The 22,486-nt window shown below is 66.2% G+C and carries 15 protein-coding genes and 1 tRNA gene; 12 read left to right on the forward strand and 4 right to left on the reverse strand.

Annotated elements, in window-relative coordinates; translation table 11 throughout:
* Both QMA10_RS16890 and QMA10_RS16895 read right to left on the reverse strand, forming a co-directional pair.
* Positions 1 to 1,443 (reverse strand): DUF58 domain-containing protein (locus tag QMA10_RS16890; protein ID WP_290170276.1); only part of this gene is annotated, 1,443 nt, incomplete at its 3' end.
* Between the two features lie 58 nt (positions 1,444 to 1,501).
* A complete protein-coding gene (locus QMA10_RS16895; protein ID WP_290170279.1) occupies positions 1,502 to 2,578 on the reverse strand; it encodes a MoxR family ATPase in 1,077 nt (358 codons plus the stop codon).
* Between the two features lie 135 nt (positions 2,579 to 2,713).
* On the opposite strand from QMA10_RS16895, the gene QMA10_RS16900 reads away from it, so the two are divergent.
* A complete protein-coding gene (locus QMA10_RS16900) occupies positions 2,714 to 3,631 on the forward strand; it encodes a TatD family hydrolase (protein WP_290170281.1) in 918 nt (305 codons plus the stop codon).
* 355 nt (positions 3,632 to 3,986) lie between these two features.
* Entirely contained in the window at positions 3,987 to 5,138 is a 1,152-nt protein-coding gene (locus QMA10_RS16905) for a resuscitation-promoting factor (protein ID WP_290170282.1), read from the forward strand.
* A gap of 40 nt (positions 5,139 to 5,178) precedes the next feature.
* Here QMA10_RS16905 and QMA10_RS16910 read toward each other — a convergent pair whose 3' ends face one another.
* Positions 5,179 to 6,402: a hypothetical protein gene (locus QMA10_RS16910; protein ID WP_290170284.1), complete on the reverse strand. Its 1,224-nt coding sequence runs from the start codon at positions 6,400 to 6,402 to the stop codon at positions 5,179 to 5,181.
* A 338-nt stretch (positions 6,403 to 6,740) separates the two neighbouring features.
* On the opposite strand from QMA10_RS16910, the gene rsmA reads away from it, so the two are divergent.
* The 3 genes from rsmA (at position 6,741) to QMA10_RS16925 (ending at position 10,678) form a co-directional block, all read left to right on the forward strand.
* Entirely contained in the window at positions 6,741 to 7,685 is a 945-nt protein-coding gene (gene rsmA / locus QMA10_RS16915; RefSeq protein WP_290170287.1) for a 16S rRNA (adenine(1518)-N(6)/adenine(1519)-N(6))-dimethyltransferase RsmA, read from the forward strand.
* A gap of 100 nt (positions 7,686 to 7,785) precedes the next feature.
* A complete protein-coding gene (locus tag QMA10_RS16920; protein WP_290170290.1) occupies positions 7,786 to 8,766 on the forward strand; it encodes a 4-(cytidine 5'-diphospho)-2-C-methyl-D-erythritol kinase in 981 nt (326 codons plus the stop codon).
* A 46-nt stretch (positions 8,767 to 8,812) separates the two neighbouring features.
* Positions 8,813 to 10,678, forward strand: a complete 1,866-nt coding sequence (locus QMA10_RS16925) for an ABC-F family ATP-binding cassette domain-containing protein (RefSeq protein ID WP_290170291.1) — start codon at positions 8,813 to 8,815, stop codon at positions 10,676 to 10,678.
* Between the two features lie 346 nt (positions 10,679 to 11,024).
* Here the strand turns inward: QMA10_RS16925 and QMA10_RS17720 are convergent, their stop codons facing one another.
* The gene (locus tag QMA10_RS17720) at positions 11,025 to 12,089 is read right to left on the reverse strand and encodes an NUDIX domain-containing protein (RefSeq protein ID WP_356835633.1); all 1,065 of its coding nucleotides are present in this window, start codon (positions 12,087 to 12,089) and stop codon (positions 11,025 to 11,027) included.
* Between the two features lie 143 nt (positions 12,090 to 12,232).
* Here QMA10_RS17720 and QMA10_RS16940 point away from each other — a divergent pair.
* The 7 genes from QMA10_RS16940 to QMA10_RS16970 all read left to right on the forward strand — a co-directional run bounded on the left by QMA10_RS16940 (position 12,233) and on the right by QMA10_RS16970 (position 22,293).
* A tRNA-Gln gene (locus QMA10_RS16940) sits at positions 12,233 to 12,304 on the forward strand.
* 83 nt (positions 12,305 to 12,387) lie between these two features.
* Entirely contained in the window at positions 12,388 to 13,905 is a 1,518-nt protein-coding gene (glmU, locus tag QMA10_RS16945) for a bifunctional UDP-N-acetylglucosamine diphosphorylase/glucosamine-1-phosphate N-acetyltransferase GlmU (protein WP_290170303.1), read from the forward strand.
* Positions 13,905 to 14,888 carry a ribose-phosphate diphosphokinase gene (locus QMA10_RS16950; protein ID WP_104055215.1) on the forward strand — a complete coding sequence of 328 codons (984 nt, stop codon included), beginning with the start codon at positions 13,905 to 13,907 and terminating at the stop codon, positions 14,886 to 14,888. The genes glmU and QMA10_RS16950 overlap by 1 nt, the downstream gene beginning before the upstream one ends.
* A gap of 289 nt (positions 14,889 to 15,177) precedes the next feature.
* The gene (locus tag QMA10_RS16955; RefSeq protein WP_290170294.1) at positions 15,178 to 15,786 is read left to right on the forward strand and encodes a 50S ribosomal protein L25/general stress protein Ctc; all 609 of its coding nucleotides are present in this window, start codon (positions 15,178 to 15,180) and stop codon (positions 15,784 to 15,786) included.
* 66 nt (positions 15,787 to 15,852) lie between these two features.
* Positions 15,853 to 16,437 carry an aminoacyl-tRNA hydrolase gene (pth, locus tag QMA10_RS16960; protein WP_290170296.1) on the forward strand — a complete coding sequence of 195 codons (585 nt, stop codon included), beginning with the start codon at positions 15,853 to 15,855 and terminating at the stop codon, positions 16,435 to 16,437.
* A gap of 531 nt (positions 16,438 to 16,968) precedes the next feature.
* Positions 16,969 to 19,575 carry a helix-turn-helix transcriptional regulator gene (locus QMA10_RS16965; RefSeq protein ID WP_290170297.1) on the forward strand — a complete coding sequence of 869 codons (2,607 nt, stop codon included), beginning with the start codon at positions 16,969 to 16,971 and terminating at the stop codon, positions 19,573 to 19,575.
* A gap of 27 nt (positions 19,576 to 19,602) precedes the next feature.
* A complete protein-coding gene (locus tag QMA10_RS16970; protein WP_290170299.1) occupies positions 19,603 to 22,293 on the forward strand; it encodes a helix-turn-helix transcriptional regulator in 2,691 nt (896 codons plus the stop codon).
* The last annotated feature ends 193 nt before the right edge of the window (positions 22,294 to 22,486 follow it).

Consider the following 22,486-nt stretch of genomic DNA (forward strand, 5'->3'; position numbering starts at 1 on the left):
CTGGGGGGAGGCAGCGAAAGCCGCCCAGCAGCGTGCAAGGTCTGATTCGGGAGTGGCGGCAACGGCCTGCCAGCCGGCGGCGTTCAGGACCGCAAGAGCGGGCCCGGCCTCCCGCAGCCGGTCCGTCACCAGGATGGCGCAGGCCCGGGTGGCATAGTCCGCCGCCGGGGCCAGCCTGGCCGCGTCGTCGGCGGAGAGTCTCCCCAGAACCGCAACAAGAGGTCCGCGGCGGCGCTGGGCCAAAGTGTCCGCGAGCCCGGAACCCAACTCCCTCCGGTTTTCGGACGGTGACGGGTCCGGTTCCGTCAAACCGGCCGTGCCGCCGCCGGGCGAGCCGCCCGCTCTGAGGACGCTGCGGAACCGGGCGGGCACGGACCCGGTGGCCGCGGCCTTACTCCGGTCCGCCTGCCGCTCAAACGGGCGGGCCTCAAGGTCCAGCGCCGCCAGCCCTTCGGCAATGTCCTGCAACCCTGCGGTGCCGCTGAAGTTGCGCTGCAGGGGATCGGGTGCAGAAGGGGAACGCGCGAGTCCGGGCCGCGCGTAAGCATCCAGCAGGTGCAGCGAGTAGCCGTTATCGATGAGGTACGCGGCTGCTGAAACTGCTGCGGTAACCGCCCATTCAAAGGACTCGGAGGTGGACAGTCCGTTTCCGGCAGGGTCCGTCCACAACGGTGCTCCCGGGCCGCCCGCGAAGCAGGACTGCCGTGAATCGAGGAGGAGCGTGGCGCCCGGGGAGGTGACCGGTTCCTCCTGCCTGACCATGAGTTCGCCGTGACGCGCCGTCGCCGCCCAGTGAACCCGCCGCATTGGATCGCCCGCGCGGTATTCGCGGGTGGAAACGTCATCTTCGCTGGGGTTGCCGCGGCGGGGACTGGAAACCGACCCCTCCGTTCCCCGGGGCCCGCCCAGCGGAGTGGCCGGCAGCTCCTGCGGTGCCGGTGACACCACCAAAGGATCCGTGGTGCCGAGGGTATGCTGCCGCCGGGAGAGTCCAAACAGATCGGAGAACTCTGCCGTTACCGGTCCCAGGGGAAACATGCCGCGCCGGGCGGAGCGCACCTGATACTCGTAGGTGCTGCCGCCGTCGGCATCGGGGAACCGGGCCGGGAAGCGGAACACCGGACTCTGGCCGAAACGCAGGGGCAGGCCTTCGCGCATGGAGGCGCTCTGCCGGACCGGGCGGGGAGTGCGCAGCGAAAGCACCACCCTGGCAGGGACCCCGGTTTCCACGGTGGGCGGGCTGAAGGTGCGTTCAACAAGGAACACCGGCTTGACCAGGCGCAGGGCCAGCGCCGAGAGCAGCGGCAGTGCGAGGAGGAACACGCCCAGGACGAGGGCGTCCCTGCGGCCCATGATCTGGGCGGTCAGGAGGGCGGCTGCCCCTGCCACGACAAAACCCCAGCCGCGCGCCGTCAGCAGCCGTGCTGCGTTTGCAAAGTCCATGGAGCCTTCCCGCTGGTGGTGTTCCGGTGGTGCCGCCTGAGCTGTCCAGCCTGGGGCCTTACCGCCTCAGGCGTTCACCTGCCGGGCTGCGCGGAACGGGAATGCGTGCGAGGAGGTGTGACAGCAGGCCGGACGGTGTGTCGCCGGAACTGGTGGCTTTGCGGTCCAGGATGATGCGGTGGGCCAGCACGGGGTCCGCGAGGCTGGAAATGTCATCGGGAAGGACAAAGTCACGTCCCGCCAGCGCCGCACGGGCCTTGGCGGCACGCAGCAGCTGCAGCAGGGCCCGGGGGCTGGCTCCGAGACGCAGATGGGGATGTTCCCGGGTCGCCTGTCCAATGGCAACCGTGTACTCCTTCACGGCGGAGGAGACAAAGATGTCCCGCACCCTGGCTGTCATGGCCGCAACTTCACCGACGTCGACCACCGCCGAGACCGCATCCAGCGGCGAGGTGGACTGGTGGCTTTCCAGCATCTCAATTTCGGACCGGGTGTCCGGGTAACCCATGGAGATGCGGGCCATGAACCGGTCCCGCTGGGCCTCGGGCAGGGGATAGGTCCCTTCCATCTCGATCGGGTTCTGGGTGGCCACCACCATGAAGGGTTCGGCCAGCCGGTAGGTCCCGCCGTCGACTGTCACCTGCCGCTCCTCCATGCACTCCAGCAGTGCGGACTGCGTCTTCGCCGAAGCCCGGTTGATCTCATCCCCAATCACGATGTTGGCGAAGATGGGCCCCTGGCGGAACTCGAAGCGGTGGGCGTCCTGGTTATAGATGGACACGCCGGTGACGTCGGAGGGCAGCAGGTCCGGGGTGAACTGGATCCGGGTCACTGAACAGTCAATGGTCCGGGCAAGCGTCTTGGCCAGGAGCGTTTTTCCGACGCCGGGCACGTCCTCCAACAGGACATGGCCCTGGGCCAGCAGCACGGTGAGGACCAGTGAGGCCGCTTCCTCTTTGCCGTCAATGACAGTATTGACAGCCGCGAGAATGTTGGACGCCGCGGTGTGGAAGGCATCGGCGCTGTATCCCGTGCCTGCAGCCCGGCTCCATCCGGCCGCGGGCCCGGGAACCTCCGTTCCCGGTGTATCACCGGCATAGGGAGCGGCGGCTGCAGCTGGATTTCGAGCGTCCATGGATACCTTCCAAGCCTCGGGAAACCGCGCCCCGTTCCCTGAGGAAGGATCCGGTGTGCGGCGTTACAGGCCTTCCGCCGGTTCGGCAGGGGCCTCATGTGAATACAGGGTACAAGCTCACTTAGGGTTAAAGACATGTGCAATGACAGTGGTTATGTTCCGGGTGAAATCCCTGCGGCCTATCTGGACTTCGAATCCGGCAGCGGGAAACCTTATCCTCCCGCCCCGGAGCCGCTGCCGGTACCCGTGATCGACAACCATACCCATTTGGACTTTGCCCCCGGCAGGGCCGGCACCGCCGAAGCGCGGGCTGCCATGGACGCCGCGGAGGCGGCAGGAGTGCGTGGCGCGGTTCAGGTAGGCACGGATCTGGAGTCTTCGCGCTTCACCGTCCGGATCCTGGATGACGAACCCCGGTTGCTTGGAGCCGTGGCTATTCACCCCAACGATGCCCCCGTCCTGGCCGGCGAGGGAACCCTCGATGCGGCGCTCGGGGAAATTGAAACCCTGGCCGGCCATCCCCGGGTCCGGGGGATCGGTGAAACCGGACTGGACTACTTCCGTACCGGCCCCGACGGCGTTGAGCACCAGCAGTACTCCTTCCGCCGGCACATCGACATTGCGAAGCGGCTGGGGCTGGCCCTGCAGATCCATGACCGCGATGCCCATGAGGACGTTTTCCGGTTGCTGCTGGAAGAGGGAGCCCCCGAGAAAGTGGTCTTCCATTGTTTCTCCGGTGATGCGGGGCTGGCCCGGACCTGCAACGAGCACGGGTGGAATATGTCCTTCTCAGGCACCGTCACCTTCAAGAACGCGGGGAATCTTCGTGAGGCGCTCGCCGTAGCCGACCGGCGGCTGCTGCTGGTGGAAACCGATTCCCCCTTCCTGACGCCGCACCCGTTCCGGGGCCGTCCCAACGCCAGCTACATGGTGCCCTACACTGTTCGGTTCATGGCTGCGGAACTCGGAGCCGACCTGGCTGAACTGGGGACGCAGCTGGTGGAAAACACGGTCCGTACCTACGGTTCCTGGGACCAGCCGCCGGCACAGTAATTCCCTGTGACGCACGGGTACCACTTGGAATGGCCAAAACTCCGGTTTGCCCTCAGGTCACGGTTCGATTACGGTGGGGACCTATTAGCCGGGGTCGGGGAAGGCGCCGGAACTAATACCGAACCACACACCGTCCTGTGAACGGGTGTGCGCCGCTTCAGCCGAAGCACCGCGCCACACCTGTGCCCGGTTGCGGAAGAGGTTCCTTGCCTGCGCACAGAGCTGCCCCGTGAGACCCGGGGATATCGGCTGCCACGCGCCCTGATCCCCGTGCCCGGAAACTATGAACGTTTGGGATTCCGTGGCACATGCACTCGTGAGGCGTGGGGTAAAACTAACCGGGCAGGCCGTTGTTATGGTCGCCCTCATTCTTGGGCTGGTGGCCTTTGTAGGCACCAATAAGTCCGTAGTACTAAGCGTCGACGGCCAGGCCAGCGACGTCAAGACGTTCGGCGGCACAGTCGCTGACGTTCTCCAAAAAGCAGATGTCCAGGTCACCGAAGCTGACCTGGTGAGCCCGGACCTGGCCACTGAGGTCAGCGACGGAACCCGGATTGAAGTCTCCATGGCCAAATCCGTGGACGTCACCCTGGACGGCCAGGGGCACACCGTAAGCACCACCGGCCAGACCGTTGCGGATCTGGTGTCGGAACTTCGGGTATCGTCCAACTCTTCAGTGTCCGCCTCCCTGGACACCGCACTCTCCGGGCTCCAGGATCCGCTGTCGATCTCCACCCCGAAGACGATCACCATGGTGATGGACGGCAAGTCCTACAACCGTCCCACCACGGCAGAAACCGTGGATGAGCTGCTGGATGAAGCGGGCATTGAACTTACCGGAACGGACCGCCTCTCGGCTCCCGGATCCGCCGCCCTGGTGGACGGCATGGCGTTGAAGATTACCCGCGTCACGGCCGGAGACAAGGTCACGGTGACCGAAGCCCTCCCGTTTGAAACCGCTGAAGTGCCGGACTCCAACCTTTACGAGGGCGAAAAAAAGGTAACGGTTGAGGGAACACCGGGCGAGAAGGCCGCAGTCTTCGCGGTGAAGCTGGTGGACGGCCGTGAGGTTAGCCGCACCCTGGTGAGCGAAACCGTCTCGGTGCAGCCGGTTGCCGCAAAGATCTCGGTGGGAACCAAGAAGAAGGAAACCCGGCCCGCGCCTGCACCCGCGGCTGCACCCGCACCGGCGGCAGCACCGGCAGCAGCGGCGCCCGCCGCTCCGGCCCCGGCTCCCGCTGCGGGCGGTGCCGCTCCCTCCGGCGGAACCTGGGCTGCTTTGGCTCAGTGCGAATCCGGCGGGGACTGGCACATCAACACCGGCAACGGCTATTCCGGCGGCCTGCAGTTCAGTGTCTCCAGCTGGCTTGGTGCCGGCGGCGGCCAGTACGCGCCCATCGCTGCGGGGGCCACTCCCGATCAGCAGATTGCCGTGGCAGAAAAGCTTCGCGCCAACGGCGGCTGGGGCCATTGGCCCGCCTGCGCCGCTAAGCTCGGGCTGCTCTAACCGGCAGCATTTTCAGTACCGCGAGGACCGGAGCCTGTGATCAGGTTCCGGTCCTCGCGGTTAACCCAACGGGTGTTCCGGCCCGCGCCTGGCCCGCCAGCCGGGCAGCATGTTCTGCGCGGTCCAGGGCTCCGGCGTCGAAGAAGACCCTGGCGCTGTCATCCAGCAGGTGCACCGCACTGCTCGTTTCTCCCAGCGCCGCCCGGCTTAGGCCAAGATGCAGGGCCACTTCCGCGGCACCCTGGGGGGAGAGCGCCGCCCGCCGTGCGTACACATCAGCAAGGATGTCCACTGCTGCTTGATGGTTGCCGGAGAGCTGATGCCAGCGGCCCCTGCTGTGCTGGTTCTCCAGGATGTCTTCCTCGGAGCCGCCCAGTACCGAGAGGGCGGTCTCGGCCTGGTCCATGAACCGGCTGGTAGCGGTGTCATGCAGCCCCTCGGCCAGACGCATGGCGGCCGAAGAGCGGTTGAACGCGGCCCAGGTCTCCAGATCCGCCTCGGGGTTGAGGAGGGACTCGGCTTTGGCATGGAAGCGGAGGCCGGCGGCTGTATCGCCGCGGCGGAACGCCACATTGCCGACCGCCCAGTATCCCTTGCCCGTCGTCTGGGTATCAGATGCCGCTTCCAGCAGCGGAAGCAGCAGCGCCTGGCAGTGGCCCCAGGCTTCTTCCTGCAGTCCGCTTTCGGAAAGTGCGGCGATGAGTGCCTCATAAGCGTCGATGAGCTGATCTGCGTTCAGCCGCAGCAGCACACCGGCGTCCAGTGCACGCCTGGCATGCAGGACAGCTTCCGGCAGCCGTCCGGCCCCCTGGCAGGCGGTTGCCAGCAAAGCCTCGGCCTGCGGACGCAGCGGTTGCCCTTCCGCTGCCAGGGGATGCTGTGCCAGGCGTTCGGCCTCGGCAATGCATCCCGCGTAATCGTGCAGCCTGCGCAGGCACGCCGCTGCGATCAGTGACAGCTCCCACCAGCCAAAGGGGTCACCCTCAACCAGTGCCGCTTCCGCGGCCAGCCGGGACAACCGGTGTGCGTTCTGGTAATTGCGCTCGTCCCACGCCTGCACCGCAGAGAACTCCAGGAAGAGGCGGCTGTCTTCCCCGGCCCCCGGCTGCGGGAAACCGGGCACTGCAGTCAGCCGTTCCGCCAGGAAACGGATGGCCCCGCCGGTGGGTTCGCGCCGGCCTTTTTCCAGCATCGATACATCGCGTGCCTGAAACACATCGCCGCCCAGCTCTTCCTGAGTCAGCAGGCGTTCAGCGCGCGCCAATTGAAGCCGGTTTCCGAAGTTTTTGCCCATATGTCATTACCGCCGTTTCGGGGCTGAGGGACACTGGAAGAGTGCCTCGGCCCCGAATGCTACCGGCCGATTTTGGGCGGGGGCAGGGTGGTTCCCCATTCTGGAAGGAAACACGATGAAGAGGAGCGCATTCTGCCTGCGGGCAGGAACCTCAGTTGGCAACTGGCCTGACTAACCGTTGCGGGCGGCTCCGTCCACGGTTCCAGCCCGGGTCCCCGGCCGTGTCCCCGGCCGTGTCCCCGGCCGGGGACCCGGACGGAGCCGGCCGGAGCCCAGGGCGGAACCGGGCGCTCGGCTAGTATTGCTAGGTGACTGAATCCGCCTCCGCTTCCCGTCCTCCGGTCAAACCGCTGCTGGGTGCCTCCGACATCCGCGCCCTGGCCGACGAGCTGGGCGTGCGCCCCACCAAGACCCTGGGCCAGAACTTCGTCATTGACGGCAACACCATCCGGCGCATCGTCGCGGCAGCCGGGGTCGGGCCGGAAGAAACCGTGCTGGAGGTAGGGCCCGGTCTGGGATCCCTCACGCTGGGCCTGCTGGATGCGGCCAAGTCCGTGGTCGCCGTCGAAATTGATCCCGTGCTTGCCGGGCGGCTGCCCGCAACGGTGAAAGCCTGGCGGCCCGAGAAAGCCGATCAGCTGCACGTGGTCCTTGGAGACGCCATGCGGATTACCGAGCTCCCCGTTGAACCCACGGCACTGGTGGCCAACCTGCCGTACAACGTGGCCGTGCCCGTGGTGCTGCACCTGCTGGAGCGCTTCCCGTCCCTGCGGCACGGACTGGTCATGGTTCAGGATGAGGTAGCTGACCGGCTGGCCGCCGTCCCCGGATCCAAGGTATACGGCGTGCCGTCAGTGAAGGCCGCCTGGTACACCACCATGCGCAAGGCCGGCGTGATCGGCATGAACGTTTTCTGGCCCGCCCCCAAGATCGCGTCCGGCCTGGTGGGCTTTACCCGCCATGACCCGCTGCCCACCACTGCCACACGCGAAGAAGTCTTCGCCGTGATCGACGCCGCGTTTGCCCAGCGCCGCAAGACGCTGCGCGCTGCCCTGTCCGGCTGGGCGGGGAGCCCTGCCCAGGCCGAAAACGCGCTCGTTGCGGCGGGGGTGGATCCGCGGGCCCGCGGCGAAGTCATCGATATCCACGCCTTTGCCCGCATTGCCGAAGCGAAGGATGCGCAGGGTCCGGCGGCCGCGGAGGCTCCGGTCAGCGCGGAGAGCGAAGCGCAGGCCGACGGCGGCGCCTCCTAATCGGAAGCGCCCTCCCTAACGCGGCACCCGCGGTGTCCCGTGCGGCCCCGGCAAGGGCTGCATTAACGGCGCAGCCCGCCCTTCCTCTAAGTTGGAAGGTATGAGCGCAGCGAAGTTTTCATCCGCACAGCCCCCCACGGCGGCCCCGGCTTCCGTGTGCGTCCGCGCCCCCGGGAAGATCAACGTATCCCTGCGCGTCGGCCCGCTGCGGCCCGACGGTTACCACAGCGTCGCCAGCGTCTATCTGGCCGTTTCGCTGTTCGAAGAAGTCCGGGCCACGGTCACCGAGGGCCCCGGGATCACCGTCACAGTGGACAGCAAGGGCGCCCTGCAGGTCCCCGTGAAGGACATCCCTCTGGGGCCGGACAACCTCGCGGTGCGCGCGGCCCGGGCACTGGCGGGCTTCGCGGAGAACCCCACCGGGGTGCACCTGCATATCACCAAGCGGGTGCCGGTGGCCGGCGGCATGGGCGGCGGCTCGGCCGACGCCGCGGCGGCCCTGGTTGCCTGTGACGCCCTGTGGAACACGCACCTTTCCCGTGAAGAGCTGGCCGGCATCGCTGCCGGTCTCGGCGCTGACGTTCCTTTCTCCCTGCTCGGCGGCACCGCCGTCGGCCTGGGGGTGGGGGACCGGCTCACCCCGGCCATCTCCAAGACGCCGCTGCACTGGGTGCTTGTTGCCTCCGACTTTGGGCTGTCCACCCCCGGTGTCTACGGCGAACTTGATTCCCTCCGCGAAGAGGAGCAGCTGCAGGCTGAAGAGCCCCTGGAAGTTGACCCGGCCATCCTTGCCGCCATGCGCTCCGGGAATGCGGAGGATCTGGCATCCGTTATGTCCAATGACCTTCAGGCGGCCGCGCTGCGCCTGGCGCCGGAGCTGGCGGACATCCTGGGCGCCGGCAAACGGCTGGGTGCACTGGCCGGCATGGTTTCCGGCTCCGGCCCCACTGTTGCCTTCCTGGCCGCGAACGCTCCCGAAGCTGCGGAGCTTGCGGCAGCCCTGGGCGCAGAAGGCCACCGCGCCGTGGCCGTCGAGGGACCTGTCTCCGGCGCCCGGCCGGCATCCGCCGCCGCCGGCTGATTTCATCCTTTCCAACATTTTGAAACCCGGAAGAAAGTAGTACCGATTGGCACACCTGCTTGGTGCTGAGAACCTCAGCATTTCCTTTGGCACCCGCACCATTCTGGACGGGGTTTCCCTGGGCCTGGAAGAGGGGGACCGGATTGGCGTCGTTGGCCGCAACGGCGACGGCAAGTCCACCCTGATGCGTCTGCTGGCCGAGCGGCAGACGCCCGACGACGGCCGCGTCACCCGCCGCCGCGACGTCACTGTGGGCTACCTGGACCAGTCCGATGTGCTCGACGGCGACCTGACCGTGGGCCAGGCGATCGTGGGCGATGCGGCGGACTACGAATGGGCCTCCAACGCCCGCATCCGCGACGTTATGAGCGGCCTGATCCAGGAAGTGGACTGGAACGCCTCCGTGTCCTCCCTCTCCGGCGGACAGAAGCGCCGCGTGGCCCTGGCCAAGCTGCTGACCGCGGACGACGACGTCGTCATGCTGGACGAGCCCACCAACCACCTGGACGTTGAGGGCGTCGCGTGGCTGGCGCAGCACCTGAAGAACCGCTGGCGCGCGGACGCCGGCGGCCTGCTGGTGGTCACCCATGACCGGTGGTTCCTGGACGAAATCTGCACCCGCACGTGGGAAGTCCACGACGCCGTCATTGATCCGTTCGACGGCGGTTACGCAGCCTACGTGCTGGCCCGCGCCGAACGCGACCGGATGGCCAACGTCATTGAGGGCAAGCGCCAGCAGCTGGTCAAGAAGGAACTGGCCTGGCTGCGCCGCGGCGCCCCTGCCCGCACCGCCAAGCCCAAGTTCCGCATCGAGGCGGCCAACAACCTCATTGCGGACGTGCCCGAACCGCGCGACACCCTGTCACTGAACAAGATGGCCACCGCCCGCCTGGGCAAGGACGTGCTTGATCTTGAGGAAGTGTCCCTGACCCTGGGCGACACCGAACTGTTCAAGAACATCACCCTGCGCCTGGCTCCGGGGGAGCGGCTCGGCCTGGTGGGCGTCAACGGCGCCGGCAAGACCACCCTGCTGCGCCTGCTCAACGGCGACATTGAACCCACCAAAGGCCGGCTCAAGCGCGGTAAGACCGTGCAGACCGCCGTCCTGACCCAGGAGGTCAAGGAACTCGACGAGGTGGCGGACATGCGCGTCATCGAGGTCATTGAGAACGAGAAGCGCGTCTTCAACGTGGGCGGCCGCGAACTCTCCGCCGGCCAGCTCGTGGAACAGCTGGGCTTCTCCGCCCAGCGGCAGTGGACCCCGGTGAAGGAACTGTCCGGCGGCGAGCGGCGCCGGCTGCAGCTGCTGCGCCTGCTGGTGGGTGAGCCGAACGTGCTGATGCTCGACGAGCCCACCAATGACCTGGACACGGACACCCTGGCCGCCGTGGAGGACGTCCTGGACGGCTGGCCCGGGACGCTCGTGGTGGTCTCCCACGACCGTTACCTGCTGGAGCGCGTCACCGACCACCAGATGGCCCTGCTGGGTGACGGCAAGCTGCGCGGTCTGCCCGGCGGCGTGGACCAGTACCTCGAGCTGCGCAACGCGGCTTTGACGGCGAACTCTTCGGCGTCGACGGCGGCCCGCGGATCCTCGCAGGCGGCCCGTGCCGCGGCGGCAGGGTCCTCACGGCCCGGTTCCGGAGGCGGCGTTGCAACGGCGGTGGCCCCGGGGTCTTCCGAAGCCGAGAAGCGCATTGCCAAGAAGGACCTGGTGCGGATCGACCGGCAGCTGAGCAAGCTGAAGCAGCAGGTGGAAAAGGTCAACGCGCAGATGAGCGCCGCCACTGAAAAGGCCGGCGGAGCGGACTTTGAGCAGCTGGCCGAGCTGAACAAGAAGCTGCAGACCCTGGCCGCCGAGCAGGACGACCTGGAAATGCAGTGGCTCGAGGCATCAGAGAAGCTCGAGTAGCGTCCCCGTTTTCTCGTATCGAGTGTGCAGCCGCTGCCGCTTTGGCGCGCTGGAAAGGGCACGATCACGACTCTCGATGGTCCTGCGCCGGATAGCCCCTGTGCAGGACAGGAAAACAGTGCAGGACAGGAAAATCCTGTGTGCAGATAACGGGGTTCGCCTCATTTCATAGTGCAGCTTCCGGGCTCAAAGCGCCGAAATCAGGCGGTTTAGGCCCGGGAGCTGCACGAAGGATTCTGGGTCAGGCGGTTTAGGCCCGGGAGCTGCACGAAGGATTCTGGGTCACGCGGTTTAGGCCCGGGAGCTGCACGAAGGATTCTGGGTCAGCCGGCGTGGAAACCCGAGGTCAGGCGCCGGCCAGCATCTGCGGCAGGATGTGCTCGCGCAGCAGCGGGGAAATATCCTCGCGCTTGAGCGCTTCTGCCGGGTCCATCCAGAGCAGTTCTTCAATTTCGGCAGCGGCTGCGGGTTCCCGGGCCGGATCGCCGTTGGACGCCGGCAGCGTGTAGGCGAAGAGCCCGGCATCGATGAAGGTGTTTTCCTCATTCGCCGCGGGGCCGTACCAGTCACCGAGGACTTCCAGTTCGGACTCGGCAACGGTGAGGCCCAGCTCCTCCTGCATCTCCCGGGCTGCAGCAGCGCTGAAGGATTCTCCGGGCTCCAGCTTGCCGCCGGGCTGCATGAACTTGCCGGTTCCGCGCTTGCGGACCAGCAGGATCCGGCCATCGGCATCGCGCACCAGGACAGCGGACAGCGTGAGGACCACCGGGGCATCCTTCTGCATGTGGCGGAGTTCGGGATCCTTCTGCAGTCCGGTCAGGCCGTTCCAGGACAGGTTGACCAGATGCGCCGCCACCGTGGCCTTGTCCGGGGTGCGGGCATCCAGCCACCATTGGCCGGTCATGGCCACCATGCCCACCAGCATCTGCGCATACATGCCGCCCACCTCGGCGCTGAGGCCGCGGTTGCTGAATTCCTTGGAAAGGATGTGCTCCACATGGCTGGTAACGCGGGAGAGCAGGGTGGCAAAGGTGCCTTCGGGCTGCGACGGCGGGGCGTCCCGGACCAGGATGCGGAACCCGTCGGTGTGAGATTCGATATAGTCCAGCAGCGCATAGGCGACGCGTTCAATCAGGATCCGCGGGCCGGCGTCGGCTCCCAGCGCTTCCGTGATCACGGCGAGCAGCCGGTTGAACTCGGCCTCAACCACCTCGGTGTAAAGCGCTTCTTTCGACCCGAAGTGTTCATACACCACCGGTTTGGAGACACCGGCCGCAGCGGCAATGTCCTCGATGGTGGCTCCGTCGAGCCCGCGCAGGGCGAACAGCCCCCGGGCCACCTCAATAAGCTGTGCGCGCCGCTGCACGCCGGTCATGCGCAGGCGGACTCCGCCCGCCGGATTTCTTGCCACCCCCACAGTCTACGACCTGTCCCTGAAACGGGTTCCGTCGCGTCCGGACGCGGCACTGCATGACACTCCGGCGGCCCCAAGTCGCGCCAACATCGGCAGACATGGCAAACTAAACTCTTGTGTGCGGGGCAACCTGTGCATTTTCCGCCCTGGTGTAATGGCAGCACCCCGGCCTTTGGAGCCGTGGAGTATAGGTTCGAATCCTATGGGCGGAACGGCAGGAGCACCGGCCCGTTCCGGTGGCCAGCCCCTCCAAACCCGAGGCCGTACCACCCCCCAGGAGCGCTACTTCGTGACCATGCAGGATGCTAAATCCACCGAAAGCGCCGAGACCGGCGGGCCAGCGGCTGTCATAGTCCTCGCAGCCGGAGCCGGCACCCGGATGAAGTCCCGGACTCCCAAGATCCTGCACCCCGTTGGCGGAACGTCCATGGTGGGCCATGCCCTGACGGCGGCACAGGCGCTGGCGCCCCGTGCCCTGGCCGTAGTGGTCCGGCATGAGCGGGACCGCGTGGCGGAACACGTGTCCGCAGCCGCCCCGCAGGCGGTCATCGTGGACCAGGACGAGGTTCCGGGCACCGGCCGCGCCGTACAGGCGGCGCTGGAGGCCCTGGACGCCTTCGCGCCGCTGGAAGGCACCGTCGTCGTGACCTACGGGGACGTGCCGCTGCTGGAAGCCGACACCCTGCGCGAGCTCGTGGCAGTGCACCGGATCGACGCCAATGCCGTCACCGTGCTCACCGCCCGGCTGGAGGATCCCACCGGTTACGGCCGGATCCTGCGTGCCGAAGACGGCACCGTCACCGCCATTGTGGAACACAAGGACGCCGACGACGCCCAGCGCGCCATCAACGAAATCAACTCCGGCATCTACGCGTTTGACGCCGCCGTGCTGCGCGATGCCCTGTCCAAGGTCACCTCGGACAACTCCCAGGGCGAGATGTACCTCACTGACGTGCTCGGCCTGGCCCGGTCCGCCGGCGGCCGCGTCGCGGCTGTCGTCACCGACGACTTCTGGCAGGTTGAAGGCGCCAATGACCGCGTCCAGCTGGCCGCCCTGAACGCTGAGCACAACCGCCGGAACCTCGTGCGCTGGATGCGCGCCGGCGTCACCATTGCTGACCCCGCCACCACCTGGATTGACGCGGACGTCACGCTCGCCGAAGACGTCACCATCCTGCCCGGCACCCAGCTGCACGGCTCCACAGTGGTGGAGCGCGACGCCGTCGTCGGCCCGGACACCACACTCACCAACGTGAGCGTGGGGGAGGGCGCCAGGGTGGTGCGCACCCACGGTTCCGAGGCCCGTTTGGGGGCCGGGGCCGACGTCGGACCCTTCGCCTACCTGCGCCCCGGCACCGTCCTGGGCGCCAAGGGCAAAATTGGAACCTTCGTGGAAACCAAGAACGCGGACATCGGCGCCGGGTCCAAGGTTCCGCATCTTTCCTATGTTGGAGACGCCACCATCGGCGAGCAGTCCAACATTGGTGCGGCGTCCGTTTTCGTGAACTACGACGGCGTCAACAAGCACCACACAACCATCGGTTCACACGTGCGGATGGGCAGCGACAACATGTACGTGGCCCCCGTCACGGTGGGCGACGGCGCGTACAGTGGAGCTGGAACCGTGGTCCGCAAGGACGTTCCGGCCGGCTCCCTGGCCATCAACGTGGCGCCTCAGCGCAACCTCGACGGCTGGGTGCTGACCAACCGCCCGGGTACCGCCGCAGCCGCTGCGGCAGCCGCCGCTGCGGACACCGATTCCACAACCTCTTCCTCAAATACTGATTCCCCCACGCGAGAAAGCGATCATTAATGAGCAGCGAGATCACCGCCCAAGGTGAAAAAAAGCTTGTCCTTGCCACCGGCCGTGCACACCCGGAACTGGCCGAGGAAATTGCACGCTGTCTCGACACGGACCTGCTGCCGCTGGCTTCCTATGACTTCGCCAACGGCGAGATCTATGTCCGGCCGGGCGAGAGTGTCCGCGGTACTGATGCCTTCGTGATCCAGGCCCATCCGGCGCCCATGAACAACTGGCTGATGGAACAGCTCATCACTGTTGATGCCCTGAAGCGTGCCTCCGCCAAGCGCATCACCGTGGTGTCCCCGTTCTATCCGTACGCACGCCAGGACAAGAAGGGCCGCGGCCGCGAACCGATTTCGGCACGCCTGGTTGCTGACCTGTACAAGACCGCCGGGGCGGACCGCATCATGAGCGTGGACCTGCACACCTCGCAGATCCAGGGCTTCTTCGACGGCCCCGTGGACCACCTGATGGCCATTCCGCTGCTGGCCGACTACATCCGCACCCGTGTGGACGTTTCCAACGTCACCGTGGTGTCTCCGGACACGGGCCGCGTCCGCGTGGCCGAGCAGTGGGCGGAACGCCTTGGCGGTTCCCCGCTGGCCTTCGTGCACAAGAGCCGCGACCTCACCGTGCCCAACCAGGCTGTCTCCAAGCAGGTTGTGGGCCAGGTTGAAGGACGCACCTGCGTGCTTATCGATGACATGATCGACACCGGCGGAACCATTGCCGGCGCAGTGCGCGTGCTGAAGGAAGCCGGTGCAAAGGACGTCATCATTGCCGCCACGCACGCCGTGTTCTCGGACCCGGCGGCCCGCACGCTGGCTGAGTCCGGCGCCCGGGAAGTGGTGGTCACCAACACGCTGCCCATCCCCGCAGCCAAGCGCTTCGACCAGCTGACAGTGCTCTCCATTGCACCGCTGATTGCCCGGGCCATCAAGGAAGTCTTTGAAGACGGTTCCGTCACCAGCCTCTTCGACGGAAAAGCCTGATTGCTGCCGGCTGGCACAGCAGCTGGATAACGGCACCAACTGAATAACAGCAACTCGCGCGCTGCCCGTTCGGACTTCGGTTCGAACGGGCAGCGCGCTGCTGGTAGGATGGTCTGCGATGCCTAGGCGAGGGAGAGGTCCGGATCAATCCGGACGTTACTCCGTTATCGACGGTGGCTGGCAACTTCTGACTGCATCCGCGGACGTTTGATCCGCGGGGTGCAGCGCTGTTCCCATACCGGCGCCTTCGTCCCGGCAACCACGGAACATCCATTATCAGGAGTTTGAAATGTCTGAGCAGAAGCTCGCAGGAACCGTCCGCACCGAGTTCGGCAAGGGTGCGGCCCGCAAGGCACGCGTTGCCAACATGATCCCCGCCGTCATCTACGGCCACGGCGAAGATGTTCTGCCCATCCTGCTGCCTGCCAAGGCAACCACCCTGGCAGTCCGCACCCCCAACGCCCTGCTGGAAATCGACGTCGACGGAGAGTCCCACCTGGCCCTGGCCAAGGACATCCAGCGCGACCCGATCAAGCAGATCATCGAGCACATCGACCTCCTGACCGTCCGCAAGGGCGAAAAGGTTGAGGTTGAGGTCAACGTCCACGTTGAAGGCGAACTGGCACCGGGCAGCGACGTGTTCAACCAGGAAGCCAACACGGTTCTGGTTTCCGCAGACGCCACCAACCTGCCGGAAACCATCGTTGTCAGCATCGAAGGCCGCACGGCCGGCGAGCACATCTACGCCAAGGACCTGGAACTGCCGGCCGGCGTTGAGCTGCTGCTGGATCCCGAGACCATGGTCATCAACATCTCCGAAGCCACCGTCCAGGACCTGGGCGCGCCGTCCGACGAGCAGATTGCCGACGCAGCTGCTGAAGTTGGCGCCGAAGCGTAATTCACCACCGGGGTCTGCTCCCCGTAACGGAGCCGTCCGGTTCTTGTCGAAGGAGCAGTACCCGCAGTGAACAGCAATACCTGGCTTGTAGTCGGGCTCGGAAACCCCGGGCCCGGCTACAGCCGCAACAGGCACAATATCGGCCAGATGGTCCTGGATAATCTGGCCTCCCGCGTGGGCGGGAACTTCAAGTCCCACAAGTCCCGGGCACAGATCCTGGAGGGGCGGCTGGGGATCGGCGGACCCCGCGTCATTCTGGCCAAGCCCCAGACCTATATGAACCTCTCCGGCGGCCCTGTGTCGGCGCTGGCCAAGTTCTTCGATATTCCGGCAGACCACGTGGTGGCCGTGCACGATGAGATCGACATCCCCTTCAACACCATCAAGCTCAAGTCCGGCGGCGGCGAAGGCGGCCACAACGGGCTCCGCGACATGAGCCGCGCCCTGGGCACCAAGGATTATTACCGGGTCCGAGTAGGGGTTGGCCGGCCGCCCGGACGCATGGACACCGCGGATTTTGTCCTCAAGGATTTCCCCTCGGTTGAAGCCAGGGAACTGCCGTTCCTGATTGACGACGCGGCGGATGCCGTGGAGCTGCTGCTGACGGACGGCCTGACGGCCGCGCAGCAGAAATTCCATTCCGGAGCATGATGCGGGTGGAATGCGGCTCTCCGGCACGCGCGGGGCAGCCGCCGCGGCCAGGCAGGTAGCCCGCCGGGAAAAACGAGTACTGATCCAGTCAGGGCAAACAGGCCGGAACGCATTGTTGGAGGCATGCCCCGGGCCTACACTCAACACATGCCTTCGGGCACTATGAGCTGGGGCCGGCGTCGGGAGGCCTCCGAGACTGGGCCACCCCCATTCCGGCGCCGGTCCCTTCACAAAAGTACCGGGTGTTCGGCATTGCTTTCCTGCCGGATACCCGGTTTTTTGGGCTCAAACGGCACTGCGTCTCATTTTGGTCTTTCGCTGCCGCCCGACACGGACCCAATCGCATGCCTTTGTATGTAGACGAAACCCTGACCGTCGCGTACTCTCGCACCAGTAACCACAGCTTTTCCGTAGGGCTCTGACAATTCAGGCAACCGGCAGCATCCTTGCTGCCGGACTCGGGTGTGCGGTTGCAGTAGTCGTGGGACCGCGGGGGGCGTGTTCAATAAAATGTTGCTTGAGGATACTGAGGTGCCGCATTGTTTGCTGATCGGCAGGGCAAAAGTGTTTGCGCTGCTGGGCGAAGTGCTGCAGGCCGGCCAGGGCGGTGCCGTTGTGGTGGGTCCGGAAGGCATCGGCAAGACTGTGCTGGTTCAGGCGGCAGCGGCGGATCCGGCGTTTTACGCCGTTACCATCCGCGGCAGCCGCGAATCCGGAAAAACTCCTTTCGGTGCCTTGGCCTGGCTCATTGCGGACCTTCCGGAAGGGCTGAACTCCCGTCCCGCACACCTGCTTCATGAGCTGGAGCAGCTGCTGCTGGAACGTGCCGCCGGAAAACGGATCCTCCTGCTGCTGGACGGCGCGGAGCATCTGGACGAACTGACCGCCATGGTGGTTTCCCAACTGGTGCGGCGTTCCATTGTCATGGTGCTGGCCACGGCGGAAAACCTCTTTCAGTCAGCTGCCGAGTTTCACGCCCTCTGGACCGAAGGGCTGCTGTTCCGCGTGGACCTGGCGGCCTTCACCCTGGATGACACCCGTCAGCTCATGCAGTCCATTCTGCAGGGTCCGGTGTCCTCGGCCGCCGCCCGTGCCGTGCAGCGGCATGCCGGCGGGAATCCCCGTCTCGTCACGCTCCTCACCCGCGAACAGGCGGACGAAGGGGTGCTGGCAGAACAGAACGGCGTCTGGGTGCTCGCGAAACCACTGGTGTCTTCGCGGCAGGTTGCCGAGGTAATGACCGTTCGGCTGAAGCGGCGCCCTGCGGGAGAGCGTTCCGTCATCCAGTTGCTTGCACTCTCCGGCGAGCTGCCGCTATCCGTTGTCCTGCAGCTGGTTCCTGCGGAAACCGTTGATTCGCTGGAAGAAGAGCGGCTGGTGGAGGTGACCGGATCCGGGACCATTCATCTTGGACCGGAGACCTCCGCCGAGGCAATCGCCGCAAGCATCCCTCCGGGGAGAAGCCGCGAGCTCTGGGAAGAAGTGTCAGCCATCCTGGATCCGGAGTCACTGCCGTCGTCGGCGCTTCCGGGGTACTGCCGCTGGACCCTGGCATGCGACGGAGCCTTGGACCCGGGCAGTGCACAGCGGGCAGCCGCCCACGCCACAGCGGCCGGCAGATTTGGCCAGGCACTGCAGCTGGTCCGGTCCATTGAAGCAGGACAGCGTACCCAGGCTGTGGTGCTGGAAGAGGTACGCGCCCTCACAGGGCAGGGAGAGTACAGCGAAGCGCTGGAGACGCTGGAGACCCTGGTCGAGGCGGAATGCCCCGGCGACGTGGACTCGTGGGCGGATCTGATTCGTCATCAGGTCCTGCTGCTGAGACGCCTCGGACGCGGGAACCCGGCGGAAGTGCTCCGGCAGGCCCGGCTGGTGGTCCTCCCGGATGAACCGGAAGCGGCCCGCCGCAGGCGCGCGGCCCTGCTGATGCTGGTGCACGGCGCCCTGGCCATTGACTCCGGCCGCCTGGCCGATGTGCCGCCGGAGCTCACGGATGTGAGGAGCGATCAAGCGCTGCCGTCTGCAGTCCGCGCCGGCGCGGGCGCTCTGCAGGCACAGGCCCTGGCCCTGTCCGGCCAGGCAGGCCAGGCCATGAAACTGCTCGACGCCGTGACGGAGGACGTTCGCACCGTATCTGCTCCCGGCATTCTGGACACCGTGTATGTCAGGGTGTTTCAAACCCTTATCGCGGCCGGTGAGTATGCGCGTGCAGCGGAGTTGACGAATGACCTGATGTTCGGCAGGAGCCCGCGCGCCTTCTGCTGCAACTCGGGTGAAGTGGCATACGGGATGGTGCATGCCCTTTCGGGAAGGGCTGACAGGGCACTTGGTTCCCTGTCCTGTGCCATGAGCCAGCTGCAGCTGGAGGATTCCGGCGACCTGCTGCCCATGGCACAGTCACTGGCCGCCTACGCACATGCGCTGCTGGACAACACGGATGAGGCCGCGCGTCTGTCCGAAGACACCGCTGAACACCGGTACCGGCAGCCTGCCCAACTGGAATCAGTGGAGCAGCTGATGCGGGTGCAGGCCACGCTGGCCGGTGACCCGCAGCGGCTGTGCGCCCAGCTGCGCTCCATGGCGCGCAGCTGCCTGGATGAGTCAATGGTGGCGCCTGCCCTGGAATGCCTGGCCGCGGCGGCCCGGCACGGCGATGCCAAGGCCGCGGTTGAGCTGGCTGAGGCAGCTGCCCTGGCTGACGGCCGCTGGGCGCGGGCGTTGTACTGCTTTGGGGCCGGTCTGGACGCCAATGACTCGGCCCTGCTGGTGGAGGCAGCGGATACTGCCCTTGAACTGGGCAACGTCCTTCTGGCCAACACAGCGGCGCGTGCTGCACTCCGGATTGTTGACGGCCGTGCGGGCTCCGCAGACCGGGCCCATGCCCGGGACGCACTCAGGATTGAACATTTGAGCTTCCGCGAACTGCGCGCCTCCAACACCATCACGGAACGGATGAAGACGCTGACGCCGTTTGAAGCAGAAATTGCCCTGCGTGCGGCGGGACAGGCAACACGGGCGGAAATCAGCGGCGCGTTGAAACTGTCACCGCGCACCATTGACTGGCACCTGGGTAAGATCTTCGACAAGCTGCACGTTTCGGGACGCTCGGAACTTGGAGAGGTTCTGGGGCAGAACTGAACGGGTACGGAAGTCAGGGGGTGACGTGTGCGGCAGGGCTTTAACGTGCGGCCGCCGGTGGGGCGGGAAGCGGTCCTTGAGGCTGTGACGGACAGTCTCCTCCGGCCGGGCGGCCACGGTGCCGTAGTGGTGGCCGACGCCGGAACGGGCAAAAGCCTGCTGGCAACGGCAGTTGCCGCAAAACTGAAGGACCGGATGGACATGCACCGCATCCACACGAGTTCCTCCCTTTCCGCCGTCCCCTACGGAGCACTGGCACCGCTCATTTCCGATCTGGATCCACGCGAGACCGATTCTCCGCTCGCGGTGATGCGCTCCCTGATGGGCCGGTTGTTTCCGGATGCCCGTTATGAATCGGCCACCGCGCCGCTGCTGATCGTGGATGATGCCGAATCGCTGGATGAAGCATCCGGTGACCTCGTGATGCAGCTGGTTACCTCCGGCCGGCTGCGTGTCCTGCTGCTCACCCGGCGAATCGCCGGCCTTCCCGCAGGGCTCTCCAACCTGGTGTGGGAGGGTGCGCTGTCCCGCCATGACCTGCCTCCGCTGACCGAGGCGCAGGTGCATGAGCTCTGCGTGCAGGTACTGGACGGGCCGGTCCTGACCAGCACCAGCACCGACATTGCCCGGGTCAGCGGCGGAAATCCCATGCTGGTTTTGGCGCTTCTTTCCGAGTCCGTCAGGGCCGAAAGCCTGGTGTTTCGAAACGGCGTCTGGCTGCTGCACGAACAGATGCTCCCGCCGGAGGGACGGCTGGGGGACCTGCTCCGGGCCCAGCTCTCAGGGTTGTCCGCCGGAGAGCGGGATGCACTGGAGATCATCGCGCTGGCCGAGCCGCTGCCGGCCGCCGCGGCGTTCAGCCTGGGGCTGCACCGCGCAGTGGACTCGCTCACTGAAGCCAAGCTGGTGGACATTTCCGGGGACCCGGTTCGGCTCCTGCGGCTCAAACATCCGCTGTACGGCGACGTTGTCCGCCGCCTGGTTCCCGCAGCCCGCAGCGCGCGTCTGCGCCGTCGGCTGCTCACCGTCTCCGATCCCGGCACTGAGCAGGGGGAGAACCTGCTGCGGTGGGTGTCATGGTCCCTGGACTGCGGGGCGGACGTACCGGACTCAAGTCTGGTTGCCGCGGCGTACCGTGCCAATAACCTCTTTGACAGCGCGCTGGCGTTTCGGCTGGCCACCGCCGTCAAAGACCCCGCCTACGCCATGGCCGCGCGCGTTCAGGCTGCCCGCGCCCGTTTCCAGGACGGTAAGCCGGAGGCGGCCCGTGAACTCATTCTCGGAGTGAGCGCTGCCGCCGCGGACCTGACCACGCTCAAGATGGCAGTGCTGATCCGGGTGGAACTCATCCGGCTCCAGCCCACGGATGACGGCGGCCTTTCCGCCGTCGCGGCGGACTGGCTCGCCGGGGTGGACCGGATCGAAGAATCCGCGGGCGAAAACCCGGACAGTGAGCTGGCCGCCGACATCCTTTCATCCCGGCGCGGCGGGCGCCTGCTGGATCTGACGGGAAGGATCGCCGAGGGCAGGTTCGGGTCCGCCGAGGAGGAGCTCCGCACCATCCTCGCCGCCGGGCTGCGGGCGCACGACGACGAAGCGGTCCTCATCGCGAAGATCCTGCTTGCCGAGATCCTGACTGAGTCAGGCCGCCTCCAGGCCGCCTACGGTCTTTCGCATGATGCACTCACGCTGCTGGACCGGGGCGGGCACCGCTTCATGGCCTATTACCAGTTTGTCCTCTACCGCCATTTGAGGGTGCTCGTCTGGCTCGGGAAGTGGAAGGAAATCAGCGCCACCATCCAAGTGGGAGTCTCAGGGGTTTTTGGTGCGCTGGTTCACGTGGCCGGTGCCGTGGACCTGACCGAAGCCGTCATGCACCTGCGGACAAACGACGCGAAGGCCGCGCTTGACCGGCTCACCGCCTCCGTCGAAGGGCTGCGCACCAGCGATTCCCAAGGACTGCTGACGCTCTCGATGGGGCTGGGTGCCTTCATAGCGGCCTCGAACGGGCAGCCGGTCCTCGCTGAAGAGCTGCTTGCCGACGCCGCTTCCTGCAAACCCCGGGGAGCGGCAACCACGCGTTTGCTGGCCAGGGGGTACGAGGCAGCGGCCCGCATGCTGCTTCAGCCGGAGCGGCAGCCCGGCATTACGCTGAGCGAGCTGGCCGAAGAGGCGGAGAACGCCGGGTTTGTGTCCGTTGAGCTGGAACTGCGCTTCCTGTCCCTGTCCCTCGGCGACATCGAGGGGCTCAACCGGTTGCAGAAAATTGCCGAAGATTTTGAAGGCCCGCAGGGATCGGTCCTGGGACGGTTTGCCCGGGCAGTCCTGGACGACGACGCCGATGAGCTCCTTCTGATGGGCTCCGACCCCGTGGAACCGGGCTGGGAACGCCTGGCGGACCCATGCATCGCAGCAGCGCAGCGGATTGCCAAGGCTAAGGGGGACCACGCCCTGCTCCAGCGTGTGCAGCGGGTCCTCGGCAAACAACGCGGCGGGACGGGGTCCGGGACCAAAGCCGGCGTCCCGCTCCTGACCCGCCGGGAACGCGATGTTGCAGCGCTGGTGATGCAGGGCTACCGCAATGCTGAAATCGCGGAACGGCTTTTCCTTTCCGTGCGCACTGTCGAAGGACACATCTACCGGACCTTCGAAAAGCTCGGCATCAGCAAGCGGGAAGAACTGAAACAAGAACTCTTGACCCGGGACGCTTCGGCCTGACCCAGTACCCCGTATTCCGCCTGACGGTAAATCCAAGCGGTCGGGGTCCCTTATTCGGGTATGCCTTACCCGTGCCGGGGTCAACCCCGTCCCCTAATCTGGCGGGGATTCTTGGTGAGCAATTGTTGTCCGGGGCCGGAAAGGTCTCCGGTAGATTCGGCGGTCCCCACCAGCTGCACTCCACACATTTGTT

This window comes from Arthrobacter sp. APC 3897, from assembly GCF_030407495.1.
Lineage (GTDB): Bacteria > Actinomycetota > Actinomycetes > Actinomycetales > Micrococcaceae > Arthrobacter_B.